This is a genomic window from Enterobacter sp. QK-SA4 (genome assembly GCF_056856775.1).
Map to the genome: position 1 here is coordinate 2,611,191 of NZ_JBXFXH010000007.1, position 25,961 is coordinate 2,637,151.

25 protein-coding genes and 1 pseudogene are annotated in these 25,961 nt (G+C 54.7%); 12 read left to right on the forward strand and 14 right to left on the reverse strand.

The genetic code is table 11. The annotated features are described in order from the left end of the window. Window positions 1-29: 29 nt before the first annotated feature. From AC1VYI_RS14050 to AC1VYI_RS14065, 4 genes are all read right to left on the reverse strand, one after another. Window positions 30-1,397: an MFS transporter gene (locus AC1VYI_RS14050; RefSeq protein WP_134866366.1), complete on the reverse strand. Its 1,368-nt coding sequence runs from the start codon at window positions 1,395-1,397 to the stop codon at window positions 30-32. A gap of 73 nt (window positions 1,398-1,470) precedes the next feature. Continuing rightward, window positions 1,471-2,490 carry a Zn-dependent oxidoreductase gene (locus tag AC1VYI_RS14055; RefSeq protein ID WP_134866368.1) on the reverse strand — a complete coding sequence of 340 codons (1,020 nt, stop codon included), beginning with the start codon at window positions 2,488-2,490 and terminating at the stop codon, window positions 1,471-1,473. Between the two features lie 14 nt (window positions 2,491-2,504). Then, a complete protein-coding gene (gene manD, locus AC1VYI_RS14060) occupies window positions 2,505-3,719 on the reverse strand; it encodes a D-mannonate dehydratase ManD (protein WP_045354797.1) in 1,215 nt (404 codons plus the stop codon). 110 nt (window positions 3,720-3,829) lie between these two features. Then, on the reverse strand, window positions 3,830-4,156 hold the full coding sequence (locus tag AC1VYI_RS14065) for a YnfA family protein (protein WP_134866370.1): 327 nt from the start codon (window positions 4,154-4,156) through the stop codon (window positions 3,830-3,832). A 152-nt stretch (window positions 4,157-4,308) separates the two neighbouring features. Here AC1VYI_RS14065 and AC1VYI_RS14070 point away from each other — a divergent pair, with 152 nt between their 5' ends. Both AC1VYI_RS14070 and speG read left to right on the forward strand, forming a co-directional pair. Further along, a complete protein-coding gene (locus AC1VYI_RS14070) occupies window positions 4,309-4,647 on the forward strand; it encodes a DUF1283 family protein (protein ID WP_023311550.1) in 339 nt (112 codons plus the stop codon). After that, window positions 4,647-5,207 (forward strand): spermidine N1-acetyltransferase, encoded by a 561-nt coding sequence (gene speG / locus AC1VYI_RS14075; protein ID WP_023311549.1) that lies wholly within the window; start codon window positions 4,647-4,649, stop codon window positions 5,205-5,207. The genes AC1VYI_RS14070 and speG overlap by 1 nt, the downstream gene beginning before the upstream one ends. A 17-nt stretch (window positions 5,208-5,224) precedes the next feature. Here speG and AC1VYI_RS14080 read toward each other — a convergent pair whose 3' ends face one another. Further along, on the reverse strand, window positions 5,225-5,935 hold the full coding sequence (locus tag AC1VYI_RS14080) for a YnfC family lipoprotein (RefSeq protein WP_032657501.1): 711 nt from the start codon (window positions 5,933-5,935) through the stop codon (window positions 5,225-5,227). A gap of 104 nt (window positions 5,936-6,039) precedes the next feature. Here AC1VYI_RS14080 and AC1VYI_RS14085 point away from each other — a divergent pair, with 104 nt between their 5' ends. From AC1VYI_RS14085 to dmsD, 3 genes and pseudogenes are all read left to right on the forward strand, one after another. Continuing rightward, window positions 6,040-6,306 (forward strand): DUF1161 domain-containing protein, encoded by a 267-nt coding sequence (locus AC1VYI_RS14085; RefSeq protein ID WP_126303224.1) that lies wholly within the window; start codon window positions 6,040-6,042, stop codon window positions 6,304-6,306. A 131-nt stretch (window positions 6,307-6,437) separates the two neighbouring features. Next, a pseudogene (gene ynfE / locus AC1VYI_RS14090) lies at window positions 6,438-8,876 on the forward strand (selenate/tellurate reductase subunit YnfE). Window positions 8,877-8,969: 93 nt separating this feature from the next. Next, entirely contained in the window at window positions 8,970-9,584 is a 615-nt protein-coding gene (gene dmsD, locus AC1VYI_RS14095; RefSeq protein ID WP_045354790.1) for a Tat proofreading chaperone DmsD, read from the forward strand. Between the two features lie 40 nt (window positions 9,585-9,624). Here the strand turns inward: dmsD and AC1VYI_RS14100 are convergent, their stop codons facing one another. Next, window positions 9,625-11,340, reverse strand: a complete 1,716-nt coding sequence (locus AC1VYI_RS14100; protein ID WP_063408721.1) for a SulP family inorganic anion transporter — start codon at window positions 11,338-11,340, stop codon at window positions 9,625-9,627. Window positions 11,341-11,510: 170 nt separating this feature from the next. Next, window positions 11,511-11,936 carry a VOC family protein gene (locus tag AC1VYI_RS14105; protein WP_059446704.1) on the reverse strand — a complete coding sequence of 142 codons (426 nt, stop codon included), beginning with the start codon at window positions 11,934-11,936 and terminating at the stop codon, window positions 11,511-11,513. A 254-nt stretch (window positions 11,937-12,190) separates the two neighbouring features. On the opposite strand from AC1VYI_RS14105, the gene AC1VYI_RS14110 reads away from it, so the two are divergent. Beyond that, a complete protein-coding gene (locus AC1VYI_RS14110) occupies window positions 12,191-12,739 on the forward strand; it encodes a hypothetical protein (protein ID WP_223604024.1) in 549 nt (182 codons plus the stop codon). Window positions 12,740-12,861: 122 nt separating this feature from the next. Here AC1VYI_RS14110 and AC1VYI_RS14115 read toward each other — a convergent pair whose 3' ends face one another. After that, on the reverse strand, window positions 12,862-13,698 hold the full coding sequence (locus AC1VYI_RS14115) for a MipA/OmpV family protein (protein ID WP_134866372.1): 837 nt from the start codon (window positions 13,696-13,698) through the stop codon (window positions 12,862-12,864). Window positions 13,699-13,901: 203 nt separating this feature from the next. Here AC1VYI_RS14115 and AC1VYI_RS14120 point away from each other — a divergent pair, with 203 nt between their 5' ends. From AC1VYI_RS14120 to oqxR, 3 genes are all read left to right on the forward strand, one after another. Beyond that, window positions 13,902-14,579, forward strand: coding sequence for a response regulator (locus tag AC1VYI_RS14120; RefSeq protein WP_045354785.1), 678 nt, complete (start codon window positions 13,902-13,904; stop codon window positions 14,577-14,579). Continuing rightward, on the forward strand, window positions 14,579-15,967 hold the full coding sequence (locus AC1VYI_RS14125) for a sensor histidine kinase (protein ID WP_134866374.1): 1,389 nt from the start codon (window positions 14,579-14,581) through the stop codon (window positions 15,965-15,967). The genes AC1VYI_RS14120 and AC1VYI_RS14125 overlap by 1 nt, the downstream gene beginning before the upstream one ends. Before the next feature lie 137 nt (window positions 15,968-16,104). Beyond that, window positions 16,105-16,584, forward strand: a complete 480-nt coding sequence (oqxR, locus tag AC1VYI_RS14130) for an efflux pump transcriptional repressor OqxR (RefSeq protein WP_029739386.1) — start codon at window positions 16,105-16,107, stop codon at window positions 16,582-16,584. Between the two features lie 97 nt (window positions 16,585-16,681). Here oqxR and oqxB read toward each other — a convergent pair whose 3' ends face one another. After that, window positions 16,682-19,837: a multidrug efflux RND transporter permease subunit OqxB gene (oqxB, locus tag AC1VYI_RS14135; RefSeq protein ID WP_045354781.1), complete on the reverse strand. Its 3,156-nt coding sequence runs from the start codon at window positions 19,835-19,837 to the stop codon at window positions 16,682-16,684. A 23-nt stretch (window positions 19,838-19,860) separates the two neighbouring features. Beyond that, window positions 19,861-21,036: a multidrug efflux RND transporter periplasmic adaptor subunit OqxA gene (oqxA, locus tag AC1VYI_RS14140; protein WP_023311529.1), complete on the reverse strand. Its 1,176-nt coding sequence runs from the start codon at window positions 21,034-21,036 to the stop codon at window positions 19,861-19,863. Window positions 21,037-21,372: 336 nt separating this feature from the next. Here oqxA and AC1VYI_RS14145 point away from each other — a divergent pair, with 336 nt between their 5' ends. Both AC1VYI_RS14145 and AC1VYI_RS14150 read left to right on the forward strand, forming a co-directional pair. After that, window positions 21,373-21,726, forward strand: coding sequence for a helix-turn-helix domain-containing protein (locus tag AC1VYI_RS14145; RefSeq protein ID WP_134866376.1), 354 nt, complete (start codon window positions 21,373-21,375; stop codon window positions 21,724-21,726). Between the two features lie 70 nt (window positions 21,727-21,796). After that, window positions 21,797-22,114, forward strand: a complete 318-nt coding sequence (locus tag AC1VYI_RS14150; RefSeq protein ID WP_024909116.1) for a YebG family protein — start codon at window positions 21,797-21,799, stop codon at window positions 22,112-22,114. Window positions 22,115-22,313: 199 nt separating this feature from the next. Here AC1VYI_RS14150 and AC1VYI_RS14155 read toward each other — a convergent pair whose 3' ends face one another. The 3 genes from AC1VYI_RS14155 to AC1VYI_RS14165 form a co-directional block, all read right to left on the reverse strand. After that, window positions 22,314-23,024 (reverse strand): YnfC family lipoprotein, encoded by a 711-nt coding sequence (locus AC1VYI_RS14155; RefSeq protein WP_069719330.1) that lies wholly within the window; start codon window positions 23,022-23,024, stop codon window positions 22,314-22,316. 138 nt (window positions 23,025-23,162) lie between these two features. Continuing rightward, complete coding sequence (locus tag AC1VYI_RS14160; RefSeq protein ID WP_226483741.1) at window positions 23,163-23,465, reverse strand: hypothetical protein; 303 nt, start codon at window positions 23,463-23,465, stop codon at window positions 23,163-23,165. A 134-nt stretch (window positions 23,466-23,599) separates the two neighbouring features. Then, window positions 23,600-24,720, reverse strand: a protein-coding gene (locus tag AC1VYI_RS14165) for an IS3-like element ISSen4 family transposase (RefSeq protein WP_087451024.1) whose coding sequence is annotated in 2 segments (ribosomal slippage) — window positions 23,600-24,462 and window positions 24,462-24,720 — 1,122 coding nt in all. Because the reading frame shifts where the segments join, the coding sequence is not laid out codon by codon here. 288 nt (window positions 24,721-25,008) lie between these two features. Here AC1VYI_RS14165 and AC1VYI_RS14170 point away from each other — a divergent pair. Next, entirely contained in the window at window positions 25,009-25,419 is a 411-nt protein-coding gene (locus AC1VYI_RS14170; protein WP_134866379.1) for a YybH family protein, read from the forward strand. A gap of 43 nt (window positions 25,420-25,462) precedes the next feature. On the opposite strand, the gene AC1VYI_RS14175 is transcribed toward AC1VYI_RS14170, so the two are convergent. Then, window positions 25,463-25,918 carry a hypothetical protein gene (locus AC1VYI_RS14175; RefSeq protein ID WP_023311524.1) on the reverse strand — a complete coding sequence of 152 codons (456 nt, stop codon included), beginning with the start codon at window positions 25,916-25,918 and terminating at the stop codon, window positions 25,463-25,465. Between the last annotated feature and the right edge of the window lie 43 nt (window positions 25,919-25,961).

A 25,961-nucleotide genomic window follows, 5' to 3' on the forward strand; every position in this document is an offset into this window, starting at 1 on the left:
GTGTGACAGGTCACGCAAGTTATGAACCACTAGCGCCGCGAGGAGACCGCGCCGTAACCCACACTCTCTTCTGGTGCGGACTCCGCTGCGTCTTGCGCCGCGCTCAAATCACGGTCGCGCACTTCCGGCATCAGGATCGCCGAGACCAGCCCAATCGCGGAATAGGCCACCAGCATGGCGACAATCGGCCACCAGGAGCCGGTCATATTGCAGAAGATCCCCGCCAGCACCGGACCAAAGCCCACCGCCACCAGACCGCCCGCCTCTTTCGAGATAGCCATGCGGGTAAAGCGATTTCGCGAGCCAAACATCTCCGCCATGGTGATATTTTCCAGCGCAAACAGCCCCAGCACGGCGAAGTTATGGATAACGATGATCGAGAGCATGATTGTCCCCGGCGCATAGCTCTTATCGACGATGATCGACAGCATCGGATACGCGAGAAGAATGGCGGAGATATTGAGGATAATGTACGGCAGACGGCGCCCTACTTTATCGGAAAGCCAGCCCAGCAGCGGAATGGAGATAAACCCGAGAATGGAGCTTATCATCAGCGCGTCGGTAGGGATGGCTTTATCGAACAGCAGCGTCTGGACCAGATATCCGGCAAGGAACGTCTGGATCAGACCCGAGTTGCCCGCCTGGCCAAAACGCAGGCCGGTAGCCAGCCAGAAGGATTTACTTTTTACCATTGAACCGAGCGAAGTGTCCGGCTGCACGCTTTGCGCGTCGTTCACTTTCTCAAACACCGGGCTCTCTTTCAGGTTCATTCGCAGCCAGATGGCGAAAATCATCACCACGACGCTGGCGAGGAACGGCACGCGCCAGCCCCAGGCAATCAGCTCTTCACGGTCGAGGGCAAAGAACATTACCGCCCAGATCGCCGTTGCGCTCAGCGTCCCGCAGTTTGTGCCCATCGCCACCAGCGAGGAGATGATGCCGCGTTTGCCTTTCGGCGCGTACTCCGCCAGCATGGTCCCGGCCCCGGAGATCTCCGCCCCGGCTCCCAGGCCCTGGATGATACGCAGCGTCACCAGCAGAACGGGAGCAAAAATCCCGATCTGCGCGTAGGTCGGCAGGACGCCAATCAGCGTGGTGCAGATCCCCATCATGGTGATGGTGATAAACAGCACCTTCTTACGGCCAATGCTGTCGCCCATTCTGCCGAAGATAAAGGCGCCGACAATGCGTGCTATGTAGCCTGCGCCGTATGTCCCCATCGCGAGGATCAGCGCCATCGCGGCGGACTGTTCCGGGAAGAAGATCTCGTGAAAGACCAGGGCAGCCCCCAGCGAGTAAAGCTGAAAGTCCATAAACTCCAGGGCGGTGCCCAGCCAGCCGGAGACGGCGGCTTTCACCAGATCGGAGGTGGTTCTTTGAGGTTGTGCTTGCGTCATAATGGCTATCTCTGAAGGGTAAGATGCGTACCACATAGAGCCTGTCTGCGCAGGCTCTTAACCGCGTAAATGATTATTGCCCGAACGTGAGCAAGACTTTGCAGCACTGCCGCTGGTCTTTCTCAAACAGCTCAATGGCGTCTGTTACATGGTGATAGTCAAAGGCATGAGTGATCAGTTTTTCCGGGTCGATCAGCCCCTTCTTCAGCCAGTCGATGACGACCGGGAATTTGTTGGCATTGAGGCGCGAGGAGAAGATCGCCAGCTCTTTGCCGGTGATGCCCTGCTGAACAATCTGGCTCGGCTCGCTGGAGAAGCCCATCAGCACGATGCGCGCAGCCGGTGAGGCCAGGGTTATCGCCTCCTGCAAAATCGACGGATGACAGGCGGCATCAATGATTAACGTCGGCTTGATGCCTTTTTCGTCCAGCGCGGTCTGCAGCGACCGCTCGCCGTTATTCAACACCCAGTCCGCACCGCTGCGCTGGGCCATTTTCAGGCGTTCGTCGATGCGGTCAACCACGATAACCTGCTTCACCTTATAGACGCCCTTCAGCGCCTGCACGGTGACCAGCCCCATCGGCCCTGCGCCGTAAATCAGCGCGACGTCCTGCCCGTTGGGGCAGGCCTGTCCCGTCACGTTGGCGGCGATGGTGAAGGGCTCAACCATGACGGCGTGTCTATCCGGAATGTCATCGGGGATAGGCCAGGCATTTCTAGCGGGTACCGCCGCGTATTCGCTGAAGCCCCCGTCGCGGTGTACGCCCAGCACCACCAGCGAGGTGCAGACGTTCGGTTTTCCGACGGAACACGGATAACAGTGTCCGCAACTGATCACCGGTTCGACCGAGACGCGCTGGCCCAGACGGGCGCCGTCTACGCCCTCGCCCACGGCGTCAATCACGCCAAAAAACTCGTGCCCGATCGTGCGTGGATACTTCGCAAACGGGTTATGGCCGCGATAGATGTGGCTGTCCGAACCGCAGATCCCCGCCAGCGTGATTTTGACGCGAACTTCACCCGGGCCTGGCTGCGGAAGTGGCCGCTCTTCAATCACCAGTTCGTTCGGCTGTTGAATCACTACGCTTTTCATCGTTCGCTCCTCGTTTACCAGTTCCACAGCGTGCCGTCTTCAAGACGGGCCACCGGCAGATAGGCCGGATCGTAGGGGTATTTCGCCGCCAGATTTTCATTAAACTGGATGCCCAGCCCCGGCTTGTCGCCCGGATGCATGTATCCGTTATCAAAGCGCCAGCTGTGCGGGAAGACTTCCAGCATCTGTTCGGAATAGCCCATATATTCCTGGACGCCGAAGTTTGGCACCCACAGGTCGAAATGCAGCGCGGCGGCGTGGCATACAGGCGAGAGATCCGACGGACCGTGCGAGCCGGTTCGCACCTGGTAGAGCGAGGCGAAGTCCGCGATGCGACGCATTCCGGTGATCCCGCCCGCGTGGGTAATGGTGGTGCGGATATAGTCGATGAGCTGCTCTTCGATGAGCTGCTTGCAGTCCCAGATGCTGTTAAACACTTCGCCCACGGCAATTGGCGTGACGGTGTGCTGGCGAATGAGGCGGAAGCAGGCCTGGTTTTCCGCAGGCGTTGGATCTTCCATCCAGAACATGCGGAATTCTTCAATGCTCTTGCCGAAGCGCGCCGCTTCGATTGGCGTCAGGCGGTGGTGCATGTCGTGCAGAAGATGTTCATTGAAGCCGAATTTACTGCGCACCGCGTCGAACAGCTTCGGTGTGAAATCGAGGTATTTTTCGGTCGACCACAGCTGCTCTTCCGGCCAGTCGCCTTTGGTCGCAGGCTCGTAGGCCAGCCCCTTCCCTTTGGCCATGCCGTAGGTGGTTTTCATGCCCGGCACGCCGCACTGCACGCGGATCGCCTTGAAGCCCATCTCTTTATGGCGGGCGTAATCTTCCAGCACGTCGTCAATGGTATGACCGGTGGTGTGGCAGTAAACCATCACGCCTTCGCGGGATGCGCCGCCCAGCAGCTGGTAGAGCGGCATGTTGGCCGCTTTGGCTTTGATGTCCCACAGCGCCATGTCCACGGCGGAGATGGCCGACATGGTGACCGGACCGCGACGCCAGTAGGCGCCTTTATAGAAGAACTGCCAGACGTCTTCGATGCGGTGCGCATCGCGGCCAATCAGCTGCGGGCAGAGGTGGTCTTTCAGGTAGGAAGCAACGGAGAGTTCACGCCCGTTCAGCGTAGCGTCACCGAGGCCGACAATCCCCTCGTCGGTGGTGATTTTAAGGGTGACAAAGTTCCGCCCCGGGCAGGTAACAAACACGTCAGCCGCGACAATCTTCATAATTCCTTTCCTTACATCATTCGTTGTGATGCTGGAAACTTACCCACTAACCAGACTACCATACAAGTATAATGATCATAAAATCGGCTAACGATCACAAAACCGGGGGATCAGGCCCGTCCCCATCCCGCCACAATAATCAGCATTCCGCACAGGGCAACCAGCGCGCCGGCCCAGTCGTACGCGCTGAGCCTGACGCCGTCCACCACGCGCAGCCACAGCAGCGCGGTACAGACATAGACGCCGCCGTAAGCGGCGTAGACGCGGCCGCTCGCGGCAGGATGCAGCGTTAACAGCCAGACAAACAGGGCCAGCGCGACGCTTGCCGGGATGAGCAGCAATACGGCTCCCCCCTTCTTCAGCCAGAGCCAGGGCAAGAAGCAGCCGATGATTTCGCATAGCGCGGTGGCAAAAAAAAGCAGCGTCGTTTTGAGCATATTTCACGTCAGGTGAGGATTTATTTAGACATCATACCTGATGATATCCTTTACTTTTCCATACCTGCTCCGCGGGTATGCCGTCTTTTCGCTTTGGTGTAGAATCTGTTCGGGATAACTTGATTATCTGCACCCGTTTAAAAGGAAACGCTATGACCACATTAAGCAAACGCCTTTGTCTGACAGCCCTGCTGGCGCTGTCATCGTTCGCCTTTGCCGCCTCTGCGACAGCGGAAACCAGCAAGCTCATAATTGAGTCTGGTGACAGCGCGCAAAGCCGCCAGAACGCCGCTATGGACAAAGAACAATGGAATGACACCCGCAGCCTTCGCCACAAGGTCAACAAACGTGCTGAGAAAGAGTGGGATAAAGAAGATGTCGCTTTTGACGCGCGCGATAAGTGCCAGCAAAGTGCAAACGTCAACGCCTACTGGGAGCCAAACACCCTGCGCTGCCTGGATCGCCGCACTGGCCGCACGGTAGCCCCGTAATGTCGGCGCCCTGCGACGTTAAGCTTCGTCCGCTGGAGCGTGAAGACCTGCGCTTCGTCCACCAGCTCGACAATAACGCCAGCGTGATGCGCTACTGGTTCGAAGAGCCGTACGAGGCTTTTGTTGAGCTGTCCGATCTCTACGATAAGCACATTCACGATCAGAGTGAACGTCGTTTTGTGGTGGAGTGTGAAGGCGAAAAAGCCGGACTTGTGGAGCTGGTTGAAATCAACCATGTTCACCGTCGGGCGGAGTTTCAGATCATCATCTCCCCTGAACATCAGGGAAAAGGCCTTGCCTCACGGGCAGCGAAGCTGGCGATGGATTATGGATTCAACGTTCTGAATCTCTACAAGCTTTACCTGATTGTGGATAAAGAGAACGAGAAAGCGATCCATATCTACCGCAAGCTGGGCTTTATGGTGGAAGGCGAGCTGATTCACGAGTTCTTTATCAACGGCGAATACCGCAATACCATTCGCATGTGCATCTTCCAGCATCAGCACCTGGCCGGACACAAGCCGTCAGGCGCCAGCCTGCTGAAACCGACCGCGCAGTAACCTGCGCGGTTTTATTCTCAGTAGTATTCAATCGTGTTTTTGATGGTGTATTTGCGCTCAACGGCAGGTTTGACGCTATCGTCCGTGATCGTCAGGTCGCAGCTCACCGGATTATTGTGTCGATCGTAATCGCAGCTCTGCTTCACGTTGCCCAGCGGCTTATCATTCAACATGCTCACCGCCGAGTAATCCATTCTTTTGCGAACGTCTTTAGACGGCGTCGACTGGACGGACAGATGCTGATCCCCGGAGACGGTGGTTTTGCCCAGCGGGTAGCCGTCCGCATCGTAGCGATACTTCACTTCCATCTCTTTGCCGTGCGCCGCCACCACAAAACCGTTGTCGTCGGTATCCCAGGTTATCCCGGCTGACGGCAGTTCGGCCAGCTGGCATTTCCCCTGCAGCTTCACTTTTCGCTGCTGGGTTTCTGCATCAAGGTAGTAATTGGCATCCAGCACCAGCGCCACGCCGGTATTGGCCTCCAGGTCGTGCAGCTCAAGGGTATCGAAACACCCTTCCGTAGACACGGTGCCGGTGACCCGTTTGGACACTTCGCCCTTCTCGTTGAACAGCGTCTGGGTAAAGTCTTTCACCGGGCCGCGCAGCGGATCAAAATCAAATTCGTTCGAGAAACTCGCCATTTCGGGCGTAAACGACAGCGGCGCGGAGCTGTTGTCGCACCCCACCAGTGTTGCTGCCAGTAGCGTTATCGCTGCGTATTTCTTCACATTTATTACCGTGCAGGGAGATTATTCCCAATCATATTAGCAAATACAGTTGTTTACACGAAGCCTGCTAAAATTAATCTCTACACAGAGAAAAGGAGCTACAGATGAAACGGTTACCCTGGATTACCGCCCTGCTGTTAATGAGTGTCTCAACGGCCGCGCTGGCGGCACCGGATTCCTGCGAGCGCGTGAAAAGCGACATTCAGCAGAAAATTATCAACAACGGTGTGCCTGAATCAGGTTTTACGCTGAGCATTGTGCCGAACGATCAGGCCGACCAGGCGGGCACGCAGGTGGTAGGCCACTGCGCCAACGACACCTTTAAAATTTTGTACACCCGTTCAGGCAACGGGGCTGCTGAAGCGCAGTAATTTACCCTCAATTCCCTTTGATTTGATGAGGATTAAGATTTAATACCCCCAAATCAGTAACACTCACCCCATCATTAGCCCGGTTATCATTTCGGGAAAAATAATACGTAATTATAATGATGGGGTGAGCCATGTCCGATACTGAACATCACGGCGGGATTAGCCGTCGAACTCTCGTGAAATCTACGGCAATAGGGTCTCTGGCGCTGGCCGCCGGTGGGATCTCGCTTCCTTTTGGTTTAAAAAGCGCCGCCGCGGCGGTGAAGAACGCCGTCCAGCCTGTTGAAGATAAAGTGGTGTGGGGCGCCTGCTCGGTCAACTGCGGCAGCCGCTGCGCGCTACGTCTGCACGTCCGCGACGACGAAGTGTACTGGGTCGAAACGGATAACACAGGTGAAGATATTTACGGTAACCATCAGGTGCGCGCCTGCCTGCGCGGGCGTTCTATTCGCCGTCGGATCAATCACCCTGACCGTCTCAACTACCCGATGAAACGCGTGGGCAAACGCGGTGAAGGCAAGTTCGAGCGCATCACATGGGATGAAGCGCTGGACGCCATCACCGCCAGCCTTAAAAACGTGGTCAGCAAATACGGCAACGAAGCGGTTTATATTAACTACTCCTCCGGGATTGTCGGCGGCAATATCACCCGCTCCTCCCCTTACGCTTCGCTGGTGGCGCGCCTGATGAACTGCTACGGCGGTTTCCTGAGCCACTACGGCACCTACAGCACGGCGTAAATCGCCTGCGCCATGCCCTACACCTACGGCAGCAACGACGGGAACAGCACCTCTGATATTGAAAACAGCAAACTGGTGGTGATGTTCGGCAATAATCCGGCGGAAACGCGCATGAGCGGCGGCGGGATTACCTATTATCTGGAGCAGGCCCGCGAGCGCTCAAACGCGCGAATGATCGTTATCGACCCGCGCTATACCGATACGGCAGCCGGACGCGAAGATGAATGGATCCCGATCCGTCCGGGTACCGATGCCGCACTGGTGGCGGGTATTGCCTGGGTTTTGATCGACGAAAACCTGGTCGACCAGACTTTTCTCGATAAATACTGCGTTGGCTACGATGAAAAAACGCTGCCGGAAGGCGCGCCCGCTAACGGCCACTACAAAGCGTACATTCTCGGCCAGGGCGATGACCGCACGGCGAAAACGCCGGAGTGGGCCTCACGCATCACCGGTATTCCGGCGGATCGCATCATCAAGCTGGCCCGGGAAATCGGCTCCGCGAAACCGGCCTATATCTGCCAGGGCTGGGGACCACAGCGCCAGGCGAACGGCGAGCTGACGTCCCGCGCCATCGCCATGCTGCCTATTCTGACTGGAAACGTGGGGATTAGCGGCGGCAACAGCGGCGCGCGTGAGTCGACATACACCATTACCATCGAACGTATGCCGATACCGGATAACCCGGTCAAAACGCAAATCTCCTGCTTCAGCTGGACGGACGCCATCGCCCGCGGACCGGAGATGACCGCCCTTCGCGACGGCGTGCGTGGGAAAGATAAGCTGGACGTGCCGATTAAGTTCATCTGGAACTACGCGGGCAATACCATCATCAACCAGCACTCCGATATCAATAAAACCCACGATATCCTGCAGGATGAAAGCAAGTGCGAAATGATTGTCGTCATCGACAATTTCATGACCTCGTCAGCGAAGTATGCCGATATCGTGCTGCCGGACCTGATGACCGTCGAGCAGGAAGATATCATTCCTAACGATTATGCGGGAAATATGGGCTACCTGATTTTCCTCCAGCCCGTGACCGCGCCGAAGTTCGAGCGTAAGCCGATCTACTGGATCATGAGCGAAGTGGCGAAACGCCTCGGGCCGGATATCCATCAGAAATTCACCGAAGGACGCACGCAGGAACAGTGGCTGCAGTTTCTGTATGCCAAAATGCTCGCGAAAGATCCTCAGCTTCCGTCATATGACGAGCTGAAAAAAATGGGCATCTATAAGCGCAAAGATCCGAACGGACACTTCGTGGCCTATAAAAAATTCCGCGAGAACCCTGAAGCCAATCCGCTGAAAACGCCATCGGGCAAGATTGAAATTTACTCCAGCAAGCTGGCAGAGATTGCGGCCACCTGGGAGCTGGCAAAAGATGAGACCATCAGCCCTCTGCCCGTCTACGCATCGACCTTTGACGGCTGGGATGCACCCGAGCGCGCGCAGTTCCCGCTGCAGCTTTTCGGGTTCCACTTCAAAGCCCGTACCCACTCGAGCTACGGTAACGTCGACGTGCTGAAAGCGGCCTGCCGCCAGGAGGTGTGGCTTAATCCTGTCGATGCCGAAAAACGCGGCATTAAGAACGGCGATACGGTGCGCGTCTTTAATAGCCGCGGCGAGGTGCGAATTGAAGCGAAAGTGACGCCGCGCATCATGCCCGGCGTGAGCGCCATGGGCCAGGGCGCCTGGCACGATGCCAATATGAGTGGCGATCGTATCGACCACGGCTCCTGCATCAACACGCTGACGACCCATCGTCCTTCTCCGCTGGCAAAAGGCAACCCGCAGCACACCAATCTCGTGCAGATTGAGAAAGTGTAGAGGGTGAAACACGAGACCCTGGTTTATTCTGTGGTCAGTATTATCGGTTAACACAGTCGCGCGGGCGTCATCCGCGCGAGCAAGGAAGGTTTAATGAAAGACGTCTCACATAGTGAATCGTTCGCGTTCAGCGCCCGGGTGCTGGGCGCGCTGTTTTATTTCGCTCCGGACAGCGAGCAGGCCGCGCCGCTGGTGAAAGCGCTCACCGCTGGCGAATGGGTTCAGGACTGGCCCCTGCCTGCAGAAACGCTGCAGCCCGTTGCCGATACGTTTGCCTCATCTTCCGATGAGCCGCTGGCGGACGCCTGGCAACGGCTGTTTATTGGTCCGTATGCCCTACCCGCTCCGCCGTGGGGTTCCGTCTGGCTGGACCGTGAATCCGTATTGTTTGGCGACTCGACCCTCGCGCTGCGCCAGTGGATGCGTGAGAACAATATCGCGTTTGAGATGCAGCAGAATGAGCCGGAAGATCATTTTGGTACTTTGCTGCTGCTGGCGGCGTGGCTGGCCGAGAATGGCCGCGAAGCAGAGTGCGCTCAGCTTCTGGCGTGGCACCTGCTGCCGTGGAGCACCCGCTTCCTGTCGGTGTTTGTGGAAAACGCCGGGCATCCCTTTTATACCGCACTGGGCAGGCTTGCGCAGCTGACGCTCGCGGACTGGCGAGCCGGGCTGCTTATTCCGGTTGCGGAAAAAACGCTGTATCGCTAAGGGATGCGGCTTGCTCGCGGTTGGCGGGCAAGCCTTTAGCTTATACCTCGCTACCTGATTCACTCGCACTCTCTTTGCTTTGAATGAACCGAAGTGCCAGATAGAGGTCTGGCGCCAGAATCATGTCATCATCATTCATTGTTGGCCGGCTATCTTTAAACCAGCGCGTTAATTCCGTTTTTCTGCCCGCAAGGATTAACGTAATCTGTCGACCTTTCAGATCGCGCTTTAACTCATTTATGGTTGCCAGAACGCTGATGTCTGAATAGGTGAAGCAAGCAACGGCATCAATGACCACCCATTTAGGCTGTACTGCTGCACCATCAACCAGGTTCAATACCCGACGTTTAAAATAAGCCACGTTAAAATAGGTCAACGGTGAGTTAAATCGATACATCAGCACGCCCGGGACCATTTTAATATCGGTTGTATTACCTAATGAGTGAATCATGCCATCGTCGTCAGTTCCCAGTAAGTGCTCAGAGGGACGAAACACCGTACGCAGGAACTGTAACAGGCCAAGCAACACCGCAAGGCCGATCCCCTGGATAACGCCGATAATTAACACACAGCCAAACGTGAAGAAGGCCAGGCGAAATGCCTGTTTATTTCTACGCCTCAGGTTCCATAACCCGCGCAGATCAATTAATGACCAGGATGCGTACATCAAAACAATACCTAATGCAGATACCGGAATAAATTGTAATGGCTGAGTGAAAAACACCACTACGATACCGATGAGTAAGGCTGCGACGATGGAAACCAGCTGGCTTTTCCCACCCACTGAATCATTAACCGCGGTCCGGGAATCGGCTCCACTGATAGCAAACCCCTGAGATAATCCCGACATGAGGTTCGCAATCCCCAGTGCCCGGAACTCTGCATCAGCATTAATTTCATAGCCATTTTTCGCGGCGAAACTGCGGGCGGTCAGCATCAGGCTGACAAAACTGACCAACGCCAGGTTCAGCGCCGGGATCACTAAATCACGCATAGGACCGGGCTGGAACGCGCCCCAGTTAACGACGGGTAAACCAGGCTGGAAGCCTTCTCCCCCAATAGTGGCAATACCATACTGTTGTGCAGATGTCGCCCATACCAGTAACGTTGTCATCACAATGGCAATCAACGGTGCTGGCCAGTGGCTGCGATACGTTTTGATCGCCATTAAAATAATTAACGTTAAAAGCGATATGCCAACGGTTAATAAATGGCTTTCTGAAAGACGGCCTGGCAAGGCCATTATTTTCTCAATAACCTGCGCTTCGTCGAGTTTTATCCCCAACACCTTGCCTAATTGCCCGACAATAATCGTCACGGCAACGCCATTAAGCAAACCCGTAAGGATTGGATGAGAAAGCAGATCGGCAAGTGCGCCCAGGCGGAATTTACTGGCAAGCAGGCACCACCCACCCATCATCAACGTCATGATAATGGTCAGCTGCCAGTGCAGTTCGGGATTACCTGCAGAAAGAGGAAACACGACGGCCGCAATCACCGCGCAGGTCGTGGCATCAGGGCCCACAATAAGCTGACGTGAAGAACCAAAGAGTGCATACGCTATCATCGGTAAAACGCAGGAATAGAGCCCCACTATTGCCCCAACACCCGCCAACTCAGCATAAGCAATAGCCACCGGAAGCGCGACAGCCGCAACGGATAAGCCAGCTTTAACATCATTTTTTAGCCAGCTTTTATCGTAGGCTAACAAAGTTTGTAAACCTGGCATGTAGTTTAACAATTGTTTTCCGAACACGTTGTTCTCCGGACAGGAATATTAGCCACGTCATGCTGGCACACTTCTCAGTGAGGTTCTGGCTTTCAAATGCTCCGGATTAAGGCCGCCACTATTCAGAATCTAATAACAGTTCAACTATTTATTATTCTGACTGGTGTTAAACATAGTTCAAAAACGACCGCTTGTGACTATTCTTCGCATGGGAACGTATCGGCTTCAGAAGAATAATGCTGACAAACGCATGCCAGCTTATGCCCGTCAGGATCGCGCAGATAGGCAACATAAAAATCGGGGCCGTACGCGGTTCGTGTCCCTGGCATGCCTTCACTCTTTCCTCCCGCAAGAAGGCCTGCTGCATGGAAACGTCTGACAAGCTCCGCGTTAGCTGCACGGAATGCGAACATGGTCCCGTTTCCCGCCGTTGCGGGTTGTCGGTCAAAGGGAGGACAAATACAGAAGCTAAACCCCTCATCTGGATTATTTTCATCTCCCCACATTGCCCAGTCCTTGGTCCAGGCAGGCAAACGTGAATAGCCAAGCACTTTAAAAATCGCGTCATAAAACGCCGCGGCGCGCTGAAGATCATTTGTACCTATAGTGATATAAGTCAGCATCTTGTCACATCCTCTTTGCCTTTTTCTGAACAGCGATTATACCTCAGAGGCTATGATTTTAGCGGCGGCAAAAAGGCTGATTTTCACTCGTGTAAGCGCTTGGGGTAAGGGTTCGCAGAACATGTTCTATCGTAATTTCAGCCCCCAATCCGTGACGTGAATATCTCGAGTTTTGGTATGTATGCTAAAATTTATCCAGCTGAAGATCGAAAACAGTCCTTATAATTTCAGTACGTTAGCTAAAGTGAGCGAATATGGATAATATTCCACATAAGCAGACAGATCGGAAAAGATGGCCCACATGGCTGTGGTGCGGAAGTTTTTATCTTTTTACGTTGCATTGCTCTGCAGATGAAATAAATCTGTATTCAATAAATACCGGCTCATACGTTTATCATCTGACGCATAATCGAGGACAATACACGGAGAACTTTGAAAATAAGTTCATATCCGTTGAGAGGAAATTCTCGGATACGTCGAAATACAGTCTTGTGCTAGGGACAATGAAAAACAGCTTTAATGACAGATGCCTGGCTGCCGGCGTAAGAAGAGACTGGGCTGGATGGGATAACGGTTGGGTTTTTAAAGGAATCTATGGCTATGTAGGTGAATTTTTCTTTGATACTTTCGATGATTGTGGTGACCATGGTTCATACCATGATTTTAAAAAAGCAACGGGGATAGGATTTTCGCCCTATATATATCATGGGTTCCAGTATAATTTTACGTCTTATTTTGGAATGGATGTGGGTATTATCATACCTTCCGTGTTTGTCATTACGGCACAATGGAGCTTTAGATAAATCCGTCAACCACGTGTGCAGTGCTGTAACTTTCTGCAAAGGGAACCGCCCCGCCATCTCAACCGGAGCGGCTTAAATTACCGCAAATGCGTGCTCAAAACGTTAAGCCACCGCAGCCAACATCAAAAACTGTACGTCACCTTCAAACTCCCCGTGGGCGATGTTTTGCGTTGCACAATGGGGCTATCACCCGCATCCCCCGTCAGCTGCGTAACGCCCGCTGAGGCAAGGACGCTCCAGCGCGAGGTGAGCCTGTGGGTCCAGTCCAGATTCATCGACCAGGCATAAATCCCGGCCCCGGCGTCATGTCGGGCAAAGCCCGATGCGCTCGACTGGGCGGCGCTGACCCCATAGTAGGTCTGCATATACTTGCCTGATCCCCAGCTGCCGGTCAGCGCCAGCGTCACCTCATTTTTTGGTGAGGTGTAGAACGGGCTGGAAATGCCGAAATGAACCGCTTCACCGTTGTCTCTTTCTGAAACCGGTACCTCTGCCTGCATCTGCAGGTGAAGCCAGTCGGTCACCCTGTACTCCAGCCCGGGCACAACGATTGCCGAGCCTTTTATCTCGCCCATTCCTCGCAGCTCGTCGCTGCCGGAGCTGATGGAATCGCTGCTCACGTCTTTATCTTTACGGCCAACTCGATAGCTCAGCGCGGCGCTGTAGTCCAGGTTGCCGATGTTGTTGCCGTAACCGATCCCTCTCGTGGTGCCGATAAAAAAGCCGTTTGCCATGGCGTAGTCCACCACCTGAGCCGCACTGACGCGGGTTTTATCGGAACCCGAGTAGCGCGGCGCGACGTCCACGCCGCCCCCCAGCGTTAAGACGTTACCCTGACTCTGTTCTGCCGCCAGCGCAGGCATGGCCAGTAACGCCAGAACGAAGCCCGGCACGAGGTTTTTCAGGCTGCGGCCCGGAAGTAAATGGGGGAACGAATGACGCAGTTCGATGTTTCTCATTAAAGAAGCCCTTCTGGATTCAAATGATGACGATGCATGCGGTTAACCGCCAGAACGCCCATTTTGAATACCGACCCTAAGGTTCTTATGAGCCGAACATGAAGAAACACTGAAGCGCGAGCAGGCGCTGTAAACCGGGCAGGTTTCCTGATACCGTTTTTTTCTTAAGATGTTCTTCATTCACGGTTGATACAGTTGCCAGTGTGAAAATTTTACTAATCGAAGACGACCTGGATCTCGGCAACGGCGTACGTATCGCACTCTCGGATCAAGGATTTGACGTCATATGGGTACGCCGCAAAGAGGATGCGCTGCATCAGCTGGACGTCTGCGTGCCGGAACTTATTTTGCTCGACCTGGGGCTGCCCGACGGCGACGGCATGAGCCTGATGGCGCGTTTGCGTCAGCAGCTCAAGGGGATCCCGGTCATCATCCTGACGGCGCGAGGTACGCTGCAGGATCGCCTGTGCGGGCTGGATGCCGGTGCGGACGACTATCTCGTCAAGCCTTTTATTCTCGCCGAGCTGCTGGCGCGAGTCAGAGCCCTGGCGCGGCGCAGCTACGGTTTCGAGAATGAAGCGATAGAAATTCGAGGCTTATCGCTTCATGTTCCGACGCGCCGCGTGACGGTGAGCGCGCGCCACGTAGACCTGACGGCGAGTGAATATGCGCTGCTGGAAACGCTGATGCTGCGCGCTGACCGCGTGATTACGCGGCGGTTTCTGGAAGAACGGATATTCGGCAACAAAGAGAACCTCAGCAATGCGCTCGATGTGCATATGGGAAACTTGCGGCGAAAAATCGGCGACGGCTATGTGCGGACGGTGCGGGGCGTCGGGTACGTCATTGATACCGTCTCCATTCAAAAGGTGACCGGTTAATGCAAAACGTCTGGTATCACCTGAGGCGTCCGACGCTGGTGCGCCGAATTATCATCGCCCAGATGCTGCTGCTGACCCTGCTGTGGTGTCTTTTTCTAACCTTCATTCTGTGGGAGGACCTGCGCAGCCCTCCCATCCTCACGGGCAGTAAAACATACGAAACCGTTTTTACCCTGGTTGAGCGTATGGACGGACGTCCGCAGGATCGTACCGCCGTGCTGGAAGCCTTTAGCCAGGCCCTGCGGGAAGGTTACGGCGGAGGGGAAGATCCCGTGCTGTCGATTAACCTCATCGTTCGCAAGAATAATGCCGTTATTTTTGCCTCCGACGGTGCACCTGCGGGGATAACAAACACCCGGTTCGGCGAACTGGAGCACGTACAGAGTGAAGATCGTACCTGGACCAGCCGCACCCTTAAATCCCCTCACTCTGACGTGGAGGTCACCCTCTTCACGCCAGCCAGCGGCTGGAACTTCTTTATCTATCTGAACTCACGCGGTTACTACATCCTGCCGCTGCTGGTCTGCTTCCCTTTTCTTCTGTTTCCCGCGTGGCTGTCAATCCGCATTGCGATGCGCCCCTGGAACAAGGTGGTCAATGAAATTACGCTACGCACGCCTGACGATCTCTCCCCTTTAAAAGCCGTTCCCGGACACAGGGAGCTTCGCCAGATGGTGGATGCGATCAATGACTTCCTTGCCAGAGTGCGTGAAAGCGCGGAAAGGGAACGGGTTTTCATTGCGGATGCCGCGCACGAGCTGCGTACCCCCCTCGCGGCGATGCGCATCAACGTGGAAGCGCTGCAGTCCTGGGTCATCAGCGAGAGCCAGCAGGAGCTGCTTGCGGGGGTGATTCGCAGCAACAGCCGGGCAGCGCGTCTCGTCAACCAGCTGCTGCTGATGATGCACAGCGAAGCGCGCATTGATACGGAAATGGAGACCGTGCCGCTGACGACGCTCATCCAGGAGCGAATGGCCGAGCTGGAACCGCTGGCGTCTGCGCGCAGGATTGAGCTGGAATTCTTCGCCGAGGATGACATCTGGATCCCCGGCGTCAGGGAACGCCTGGTGTCGCTTATTGATAACCTCATTGAGAACGCCGTGAAGTACAGTCCCGAGGGCGGGCGGATTCAGGTCGATGTCTGCATAGCAGATGGCTTCGCGCGGCTTCGCGTTTCAGATGCAGGGCCCGGTATTCCGGTTGAACTGCGCGAGCGCGTGTTCGACCGGTTTTTCCGCGACCCCAATCAGGTGCAAAGCGGGAGCGGGCTGGGGCTTGCCATCGTCAAAGCGGTGGCGCAGCAACACAACAGCAGCGTAAACCTGAGTACTTCCGCTGAAGGTGGCCTGATGGTGACGGTTGACCTCCCGAACCGCACGTTTTGCTAAATCAGAACAGGGGGTTCGATCGCAAATGCCGCAGATTGCTTCAAAATAATTACCGTATTTGTTATATTGTTGTTTATTGCTTATTCACCTCTGCGGTGCCAAAAAGAACAAGATTCACCGCAACCCAGGACAGAGAAATGTTAGATTACCGCTTCCCGACAGCTTTGCAGATGGTTCTCAGCGTAGCGATGGCGGAGCAATTGGGTGAACGTTCCACGAGTGCGATTCTGGCCTACGGCCTGGAAGCGAACCCGAGCTTCATCCGCAAATTGATGGTTCCGCTGACGCGTGACGGCATTATCGTCTCAACGCTTGGCCGTAACGGCTCAATTCATCTTGGTCGCCCGCCGGAAGAGATCACCCTGCGCGACATCTACCTTTCGGTTATCGAAGATAAAAAGCTGTGGGCGTCGCGCCCTGACGTGCCGGCCCGCTGCGTGGTCAGCGCTAACGCCTGCTGGTACTTCAAATCGATATCCGAAGAAGCCGAGGAGGCTTCGTTAGCGGTACTGGCCCGCCATACCGTGGCAAGCGCCCTGGAAGCGGTCAAAAACGCCGACAGCAGCGGATGGGATCCGCTCCCCGACCTTATTGCCCAGTATCAAAAAACGTCGTAACGATCTTGCCGGCTGGCGCTGCGCTTACCCGGCCCATATTCAGATGTAAAAAAACCGCCTTCACAGTGAAGGCGGTTTTTTATTATCTGCAGCATTCCTACGCGGGCAGAACGTCCCTTTCCTCTTCTTTCCCGCGCGTCACGAATTTACGCAGCGTCACGTAAAACACCGGCGTCAGGAACAGACCAAACAGCGTCACGCCCAGCATCCCGGAGAAGACCGTGATCCCGGTGACGCCGCGCACTTCTGCGCCCGCGCCGTGGCCGAGGATCAGCGGAATAGTCCCGGCAATAAAGGCGATGGAGGTCATCACAATCGGACGTAAACGCAGGCGGCACGCCTCCAGCGCGGCTTCCATAATGCCTTTGCCCTGAATTTCCAGCTCGCGGGCAAACTCCACGATAAGAATCGCGTTTTTACACGCCAGCCCCATCAGCACCACCAGCCCCACCTGCACGAAGACGTTGTTATCGCCACCGGTCAGCCAGACGCCAAACAGCGCGGAGAGCATGGTCATCGGCACGATAAGGATCACCGCCAGCGGCAGCGTCCAGCTTTCATACAGCGCCGCCAGGACCAGGAACGCCAGCAGCACCGCGACCGGGAAGACGATCAGCGCCGTGTTGCCCTGCGTCGCCTGCTGGAAGCTCAGGTCCGTCCATTCAATGTTCATCCCGTTTGGCAGGATCTGCTTAGACATGGCGTCCAGCTGCGTCATCGCCTGCGCAGACGAAAGCACGCGCGGGTCGGCATCGCCAATCAGATCTGCCGCCGGGTAGCCGTTGTAGCGGATCACCGGATCCGGGCCGTAGGTGGTCGTGATTTTCACCATGCTGCCAATCGGCACCATTTCGCCCTGGCTATTACGGGTGCGCAGATTCGCAATATCTTCCACGCTGTCGCGGAACTGCCCGTCGGCCTGCGCCATCACGCGCCAGGTACGGCCGAACTGGTTGAAGTCGTTCACGTACGACGAGCCAAGATAGGTTTGCAGCGTACCGAAAAGATCGGTCAGCAATACGCCCTGCGCTTTCGCCTTATCACGGTCTACCTGCACGTCCAGCTGCGGAACGTTAGCCTGGTAGGTTGAGATCGGGAAGTGCATTCCCGGCGTCTGCATAATCGCACCGGACATGGTGTTTACCGCATTTTGCAGCGCGCCATACCCCAGACCGCCGCGATCCTGAATGTACAGAGAATAGCCCGACCCCTGACCCAGCCCTAAAATCGGCGGTGGCAGAATGGAGAAGCCAAAACCTTCCTGAATTTGCGCGATTTTCGCGTTGATCTCAGCGTTAATTTCCGCCGCAGTATGTTTGCGCTGGTCGAATGGCTTCAGGCCGAAGAACACCGTCCCGGTATTCGGCGTGTTGGTGAACTGCAGCGCGTTCAGCCCCGGGAACGCAACCGCGTAGTCCACGCCTTCGGTATTCATCCCGATTTCGCTCATTTTGCGGATCACCGCGTCGGTGCGCGCCAGCGAAGAACCTTCCGGCATCTTCACGCCGCCAATCAGGTACAGCTTATCCTGCGTCGGAATAAACCCGCCGGGAACCGCTTTAAACATGACGCCAGCGGCACAGAGCAGCAGCAGATACACCACAAATACCGAGCCGCGTCGTCCCAGCGTTTTGCCCACCAGCCCCTGATAGCCGTTCGAGCTGCGGTGGAAAAAGCGGTTAAACGGACGGAAAATCCAGCCGAACAGACGATCGATAAGCCGGGTCGGGAAATCCTTCGGCGCGCCGTGCGGTTTTAACAGCAGTGCCGCCAACGCCGGAGAGAGCGTCAGCGAGTTAATCGCTGAAATCACCGTAGATATCGCGATCGTCACCGCAAACTGCTTGTAGAACTGACCGGTAACGCCCGAGAGAAACGCCATCGGCACAAACACCGCGCACAGCACCAGCGCAATCGCGATAATCGGCCCGGACACTTCGCGCATCGCCTGATGCGCCGCCGCAAGCGGAGCAAGCCCCTCTTCTATGTTTCGCTCGACGTTTTCCACCACCACGATGGCATCGTCCACCACGATACCGATGGCCAGCACCAGCCCGAACAAGCTCAGGGTGTTCAGCGAGAAGCCGAGCAGGTAGAGAATGCTGAAGGTACCCACCACCGAAACCGGCACCGCGATCAGCGGAATGATCGACGCGCGCCAGGTTTGCAGGAACAGGATCACCACCAGCACTACCAGCACCACCGCTTCCAGCAGCGTTTGCACGACCGCACGGATGGAGTCGCGCACGAAAACGGTTGGATCGTAAGGTGCCGCCCACTTCATATCTGCCGGGAAGCGCGTGGACAGTTCGTCCATTTTCGCGCGCACCGCGTTAGACAAATCAATGGCGTTCGCCCCCGGCGACTGGAAGATACCAATCCCGACCGCGTCTTTATTGTTCAACTGGGAGCGCAGCGCATAGCTGCCGGACCCCATTTCGATACGCGCCACGTCGCGCAGGCGGACGACCGTACCGTCCTGCGTCGTTTTCAGGACAATATTGCCGAACTCTTCTTCGGTATGCAGACGCCCTTGGGCGTTAATGGAGATCAGGAAATCGCTCTCTTTCGGCAGCGGCTCGGCGCCAAGCTGCCCGGCGGATACCTGAACGTTCTGCTCCTGCATCGCCGTGACCACGTCCGACGCGGTCAGCCCGCGGGCCGCCACCTTGTTGGGATCCAGCCAGACGCGCATCGCGTACTCGCCCGAGCCGAAAATCTGGATCTGGCCGACGCCGGGCAGACGCGCCAGCTCGTCCTTCACCTTCAGCGTGGCGTAGTTACGCATATACAGGGAGTCGTACTTACCGTTGGGCGAAAACAGATGCACCACCAGCGTCAGCGTCGGGGACTGTTTCTGGGTGGTAATGCCCAGGCGCCGCACGTCTTCCGGCAGACGCGCTTCGGCCTGCGCGACGCGGTTTTGCACCTGCACCTGCGCCTGATCCGGATCGGTACCCGGACGGAAGGTGACGGTGGTGACCAGCACGCCGTCGGAGCCCGCGACGGACTTCATGTACATCATGTTCTCAACGCCGTTGATCGCCTCTTCAAGCGGCGTCGCCACGGTCTCGGCAATCACTTTCGGGTTGGCACCCGGGTACTCCGCGCGCACCTGCACGCTTGGCGGCACGACGTCAGGATATTCGCTCACCGGCAGCAGCGGGATGGCGATTAACCCTGTGATAAAAATCAGAATCGACAGCACCGCGGCAAAGATCGGCCTGTCGATGAAAAAGCGGGAAAAGTCCATGGATGGATTCTCAGGTCAAGGGATCAGTTGAGGGCGCTGGTGGCGGTCATGGCAACGGTTTTCGCGTTAACCGGCATCCCCGGCATAAACACTTTTTGTAAACCCTCGACGATGACTTTATCGCCAGGGTTCAGCCCCTGCCGCACGATGCGTAAACCGTCTGCCAGACGGCCCGGCGTGATGTCGCGGCGCTGCGCTTTCCCCTCTTTATCGACGATATAAACGTACTTACGATCCTGATCGGTCAGCACCGCTTTGTCGTCGATAAGCGTGGCTTTGAACTCCGCGCTGCCCGGCAGGCGTACGCGGGCAAAAAGTCCCGGCGTGAACTGACGCTGCGCGTTATCCAGCAGCGCGCGCATACGGATGGTGCCGGTACTCGGCGTCAGCTGGTTATCCAGGAAGTCCACTTTACCCTGGTGGGGATATCCCTCCTCGCCCGTCAGGCCAATCTCAACCGGAAGCGCCGTGTGATTGCTGGACGCCCCCTGCCCGCTGCGGGCCAGATTCTGGTAGTGAAGGTAGGTCGACTCGTCCACGTCAAAGTAGACGTAAACCGTTTTCTGCGAGACCAGCGTGGTAAGAACGCTGGCGGTGTCACCCGCAGTCACCAGGTTTCCGCTGGTGATCAGCGCCCGGCTGGCGCGACCGTCGATAGGCGCGGTGACTTTGGTGAAGTCCAGGTTGAGCTGCGCGGCGTCAACTGCTGCCTGCGCGGCGCGAATATCGGCCTGCGCCTGAGTGGCGGCCGAACGACGCTGCTCCCACTCTTCGCGGGAGACAACGTTGGTATTGACCAGCTTATCGGTACGATTAGCCTCACTTTGCGCCAGGCTAGCCTGCGTTTTAGCTCTCGCCAGGTTCGCCTGCGCCTGTTCCAGCGCCGCGCGATAGGTTCGGTCATCAATCGTGAACAGCACCTCGCCCTTCTTCACTTCCTGGCCGTCGGTGTAATTCACTTTATCAATGTAGCCGGAAACGCGCGGACGGAGCTGAACGCTCTCCACCGCTTCAATCCGGCCGTTAAAGCTATCCCACTGGCTAATGGATTTCACCACCACGTCAGCAGCGCTGACGGCGGGCGCAGGCGGCGCGGCGTTTTGCGCGACGCTGTTGTCGCATCCGACGAGCAGCACGGAGAGCAACATGGCCCCCAGCGCGTTCAGATGAAAGTTACCCCAGGTTTTTTGCAGGCTCATTATTTTTATTCCGGTAATTGTCGCCGCCGGGCAAGACGCAGCAGGAGGCACTGCACCACTTCCTTTGTCCGGTGGCTATCTCAAGGCCATTTGTGTCGTTCATCGCCACAAAACTGTAACAGTTGCGAATACACTATCGCGGCGATTGTAGGAAGGCGCTTAACTAAGTGCAAGAATAATTGTTGCACTTTATGTGCTATTTGAGCGGATGTGAAAAGACCCGTTTCGGTCAGGGATTTAAATGCAACAATAAAACTTGCAATTAATACAAAAAAGCGCCACCTTTTAATGCAACAGACAAAGATACTTTTTGACAGGCAGCGTGGGAGTAACCAGATGAACACTGGCGCATTTATGCATGATTTACTCGACTGGATCGACAACAACCTGGATAGCCGTCTGGACATTGAGTCCGTCGCCAGGCGTTCCGGCTACTCAAAATGGCACCTCCAGCGCCTCTTCAAAGAGCATACGGGCTATCCCCTCGCCGGGTATATTCGCGCGCAAAAGCTGCAAAAATCGGTTGAGCGGTTATCCCACAGCGATGAACCGATTCTGAACGTGGCGATCGCGCTGGGCTTTGACTCCCAGCAGTCCTTCAACCGCAGCTTTAAGCGTCAGTATGGTCAGGCGCCTGGGGCATGGCGACGGAGTATGAGTGGCCCGGAAACACAGCAGCTTCGCCAGTAATGCATATTTTGCTGCAACATCGATCTGTTGCTGTTATACTGTATATAAATACAGTATAGCGAGGTGCACGATGGCTGTTGAAACAAAATTTGTTGTCGTAAGAAAAGGTGAAGAGAAAATGACATTTGCCAGTAAGAAAGAGGCTGACGCTCACGACAAGCTGCTCGATATGGCAGATGCGTTCACCGACTGGCTGTTGCAAAGCGGAATGCAGATGGATGAAACGCAGGCTGAAAATCTTGGCCTGTATCTCGCCGAGCAGAAAGAGACCGTGCAGCATATTCTGCGTACCAGCAAGCTTCCCGATCTCACTGCTCCAGCTGTAGCGGATAAAACAGAATCCGACGCGGCTGACGCCAAAAAAATCAGGGCGGTGAAAGCGGCCTGATTGCCAGAAAATCATCACCGTTCTGGAAGCCGTAAGCAGATAACTGCTTACGGCTTTTTGGCTGTCTGTAGTACTCTCCTGCTGATTGATGTTAACGATACCATCGTTCCAAAGCAGGAGATGATGCACTTACATAAAAAAATAGTAAGTTAATCAACCTTTCGGGAAGATGACGTGGGTTCAGTCCTTTTAATATAATTTAGAAATATTCATTTTTGTGATTAGAAATCCATACGAGGCTTGAGTCACGATAGTCGTCGTTAGTGGATGCTATCAGCGAGCATTTATCTGCATTACCATCAGCGGTGTAAGCACAGCTTTGCTTCACCATGAAAGTGATGTCCTCTCTTTTCGACACTAATTCTGAGTCAAGGAATTGCGCACTCCCGGATGGGTAAACGATGTGTTCATCTTTTGGATCTTTGTAGTTTATTATGCGAACGGGGAATTGGCTGTTATGATATTCATATCGCTCTACAACTTCGCCCGTATCTTTGTCCATTATTTTTTCCAGCAAGCCACGTATATTATAACTGAGTAAGTAATTACCCTTTTCATTCTCAAGCTCAGTAATTTCGCAGCGCTCATTTATTTTTCCGGTAATACGCTGGCCTTTAAGTGACGTCAGTAAGCCATCTTTATTGACCAAATGAAACTCTCGATCATTTGCCTTGTCAACCATGTTGATACTCGTAAAGCATCCGCTGCGATCATATCTAACTTCTGTCATAACCTGAAGTTTACCTGTAACATCCCGCATCCACTGGAGGCTATGTTTTACGTTCCCGGTTGTTGCATCATGATCGAATAAAAGAGCAGCATTTAAGACCGCCGGTTTGAATTGAGTAAATGCCGCGACATCAAATGATAACGTCAATAATAATAGATTTAAAAAAACACCTGCTTTCATAAGTCATCCCTTTATTAATAAAATAGTCTTCAACGATGATGTGAATTCGCGCTCTTATATTTTACGAATAATCAAAGCGTTTCCATGCCACCCGTTAAGTGTCTGCTTTTTGTTCTAGTCAATCGATACAAGAGTCCCTCATTTTTTGTGTGCACTCGCTTTCCGACGGATCTCAATCATCCTGATATACATATCACGCAACTCCTTATTCTGCTTGATTACCATTTCTTTGGGCAAGGATTCTCTCTCATGATTCCATTCATCAACGACACCCTGGCACGCCAGATAAGCGTCATTAACAATATTTTCAGCTGGAATCATCGTGTTGATATAGGGAATGGTATGTTTGTTCAGGCATACAGAGACAGGTGGGCCATAATCATGTTCTTCGGCATGTAGGGTAATAGCAATAAGGAGGATAAACAATGTTAGAAATCTCAACTTCTTTTTCCTCTGATAAATACTGTTTCGTCAAATGACTGTCTTCCGGGGAGTTATCGACTTTGTGCAAAAAATCTTTAGTTACCCAAGGAAGTTATTATCCTGTGACCTGCCCCCACGATTAGATACAACACTCAGTTAGTAACGTCGGAATCTTCATTCTCAGAATGACCCTTTCTCCAGCCCGCTGCAAATTCAGACGGTGTCTGATAATTCAGCGTGGAGTGCGGGCGGCATTCGTTATAATCCTGCCGCCAGTCATTAATAATTTTCCTGGCATGAACGATATCGCTGAACCAGTGCTCATTCAAACATTCATCGCGAAATCGTCCGTTAAAGCTCTCAATAAATCCGTTCTGCGTTGGCTTGCCCGGCTGGATTAAGCGCAACTCAACACCATGCTCAAAGGCCCATTGATCCAGTGCACGGCAAGTGAACTCCGGCCCCTGGTCAGTTCTTATCGTCGCCGGATAGCCTCGAAACAGTGCAATGCTGTCCAGAATACGCGTGACCTGAACGCCTGAAATCCCAAAGGCAACAGTGACCGTCAGGCATTCCTTTGTGAAATCATCGACGCAGGTAAGACACTTGATCCTGCGACCGGTGGAAAGTGCGTCCATGACGAAATCCATCGACCAGGTCAGATTGGGCGCCGCCGGACGGAGCAGCGGCAGACGTTCTGTTGCCAGCCCTTTACGACGTCTTCTGCGTTTTACGCCCAGGCCACTGAGGTGATAAAGCCGGTACACGCGCTTATGATTAACATGAAGCCCTTCACGGCGCAGCAACTGCCAAATACGACGGTAGCCAAAACGCCTGCGCTCCAGTGCCAGCTCAGTGATGCGCCCTGATAAATGCGCATCAGCAGCCGGACGGTGAGCCTCATAGCGGCAAGTCGACAGGGATAAACCTGTAAGCCTGCAGGCACGACGTTGCGACAGACCGGTCGCATCACACATCAACATCACGGCTTCCCGCTTCTGGTCTGTCGTCAGTACTTTCGCCCAAGAGCCACCTGAAGCGCCTCTTTATCCAGCATGGCTTCGGCAAGCAGCTTCTTGAGTCTGGCGTTCTCTTCCTCAAGCGACTTCAGGCGCTTAACTTCAGGCACCTCCATACCGCCATACTTCTTACGCCAGGTGTAAAACGTGGCATCGGAAATGGCATGCTTGCGGCAGAGTTCACGGGCGGGTACCCCAGCTTCGGCTTCGCGGAGAATACTGATGATCTGTTCGTCGGAAAAACGCTTCTTCATGGGGATGTCCTCATGTGGCTTATGAAGACATTACTAACATCGGGGTGTACTAATCAACGGGGGGCAGGTCACCTGCTGTAGTGACTGCTGACACAAAACCTGACAGATGAAGGTTTTAATGACTTGATATCAGTTTAGAAATCACCCCGTTGAGCTCACAATTCATAGCAGGCGTAACCTTAAAACTATCCGCTTCTATGCTAAACCTACCAACCACAAAACCTGGTAGCTATACAAACACGCAAGACTGTTAAGTTAATACACTTCCCCCTCTCTGAGGAAATACGCATGACCCCACATCCGCTACACCACATCATCGAATCTTGTGACCACGCCATCACCACCAAAAACTATGACGCGCTGATGGAATACTACGCCGAAGACGCGGCTCTGGTCGTTAAGCCCGGCATGACGGTGAAAGGCAAAGAAAACATCCGCAGCGCGTTTATTGCCATCTCGGATTATTTCCAGGACCAATTGATTGTGGAACAAGGAGAGATGCAGGTGATCGAAGGCGGTGACAATGCCCTCGTTATCATGGAAACCGTTCTGCGTTTTCCTGATGGTCAGGGTGGAATAACGGAAATGTCGCGCCGCGCGACCTATGTCTTTCGGCAGGAAAGCGACGGTCGCTGGCTTTGTACTATCGACAACTCCTACGGTACATCGCTTCTGGATTCGGTAAACGCATCACGTTAATCACGGCTTCAAAGGGGCGCTGCCGCCCCTCCACGCCAGCCCCTTAATGCGCAGTAATGCGCGGCTCCTTCACAAACTCAGCCAGCAGCCACACCATATCGTGCAGCAGGCCCGTCAGCTCTTTCGCTACGTGAGCGGGTAGCGTTCCCCCCATAACGGCTTGCGTCAGCGCCAGAACATAGTCCACCTGCGTTAAGGTGTCCTGCCAGCAGTCGGGCACGCAGGAGTTGGTTTTCTCACCCATGATCAACTGTTCAATCAGGTATGGCGGAAGATCGACATCACAGAGTTCACGCAGCCTGCGCAGAGCCTGAAGGAGACGCTCGCACAGCGCAGTACGCCTCGCGACATCATCGGTTTCGACCAGCACGCTCACCAGCGCGGCGCAGTTGTCGGCGACGACAAAAAGATCGGCATCGGCCGGAAGCGGTCGGGAGATACGTTGCAGAATGACGTTTTCGTCAGATGGAAGGTAAGTCAGGGTTGGGATAGTCGCCATCGTAAGGCATCCTCAGTGTATAAATTGGGTGAACCACCCGATG

Excerpts from the sequence above, each read along its gene's own strand:
- AC1VYI_RS14050 (WP_134866366.1), bottom strand. The coding sequence starts at position 1,397 with ATGACGCAAGCACAACCTCAAAGAACCACCTCCGATCTGGTGAAAGCC.
- AC1VYI_RS14055 (WP_134866368.1), bottom strand. The coding sequence starts at position 2,490 with ATGAAAAGCGTAGTGATTCAACAGCCGAACGAACTGGTGATTGAAGAG.
- manD (WP_045354797.1), bottom strand. The coding sequence starts at position 3,719 with ATGAAGATTGTCGCGGCTGACGTGTTTGTTACCTGCCCGGGGCGGAAC.
- AC1VYI_RS14065 (WP_134866370.1), bottom strand. The coding sequence starts at position 4,156 with ATGCTCAAAACGACGCTGCTTTTTTTTGCCACCGCGCTATGCGAAATC.
- AC1VYI_RS14070 (WP_023311550.1), top strand. The coding sequence starts at position 4,309 with ATGACCACATTAAGCAAACGCCTTTGTCTGACAGCCCTGCTGGCGCTG.
- speG (WP_023311549.1), top strand. The coding sequence starts at position 4,647 with ATGTCGGCGCCCTGCGACGTTAAGCTTCGTCCGCTGGAGCGTGAAGAC.
- AC1VYI_RS14085 (WP_126303224.1), top strand. The coding sequence starts at position 6,040 with ATGAAACGGTTACCCTGGATTACCGCCCTGCTGTTAATGAGTGTCTCA.
- dmsD (WP_045354790.1), top strand. The coding sequence starts at position 8,970 with ATGAAAGACGTCTCACATAGTGAATCGTTCGCGTTCAGCGCCCGGGTG.
- AC1VYI_RS14105 (WP_059446704.1), bottom strand. The coding sequence starts at position 11,936 with ATGCTGACTTATATCACTATAGGTACAAATGATCTTCAGCGCGCCGCG.
- AC1VYI_RS14110 (WP_223604024.1), top strand. The coding sequence starts at position 12,191 with ATGGATAATATTCCACATAAGCAGACAGATCGGAAAAGATGGCCCACA.
- AC1VYI_RS14115 (WP_134866372.1), bottom strand. The coding sequence starts at position 13,698 with ATGAGAAACATCGAACTGCGTCATTCGTTCCCCCATTTACTTCCGGGC.
- AC1VYI_RS14125 (WP_134866374.1), top strand. The coding sequence starts at position 14,579 with ATGCAAAACGTCTGGTATCACCTGAGGCGTCCGACGCTGGTGCGCCGA.
- oqxR (WP_029739386.1), top strand. The coding sequence starts at position 16,105 with ATGTTAGATTACCGCTTCCCGACAGCTTTGCAGATGGTTCTCAGCGTA.
- oqxB (WP_045354781.1), bottom strand. The coding sequence starts at position 19,837 with ATGGACTTTTCCCGCTTTTTCATCGACAGGCCGATCTTTGCCGCGGTG.
- oqxA (WP_023311529.1), bottom strand. The coding sequence starts at position 21,036 with ATGAGCCTGCAAAAAACCTGGGGTAACTTTCATCTGAACGCGCTGGGG.
- AC1VYI_RS14145 (WP_134866376.1), top strand. The coding sequence starts at position 21,373 with ATGAACACTGGCGCATTTATGCATGATTTACTCGACTGGATCGACAAC.
- AC1VYI_RS14150 (WP_024909116.1), top strand. The coding sequence starts at position 21,797 with ATGGCTGTTGAAACAAAATTTGTTGTCGTAAGAAAAGGTGAAGAGAAA.
- AC1VYI_RS14155 (WP_069719330.1), bottom strand. The coding sequence starts at position 23,024 with ATGAAAGCAGGTGTTTTTTTAAATCTATTATTATTGACGTTATCATTT.
- AC1VYI_RS14170 (WP_134866379.1), top strand. The coding sequence starts at position 25,009 with ATGACCCCACATCCGCTACACCACATCATCGAATCTTGTGACCACGCC.
- AC1VYI_RS14175 (WP_023311524.1), bottom strand. The coding sequence starts at position 25,918 with ATGGCGACTATCCCAACCCTGACTTACCTTCCATCTGACGAAAACGTC.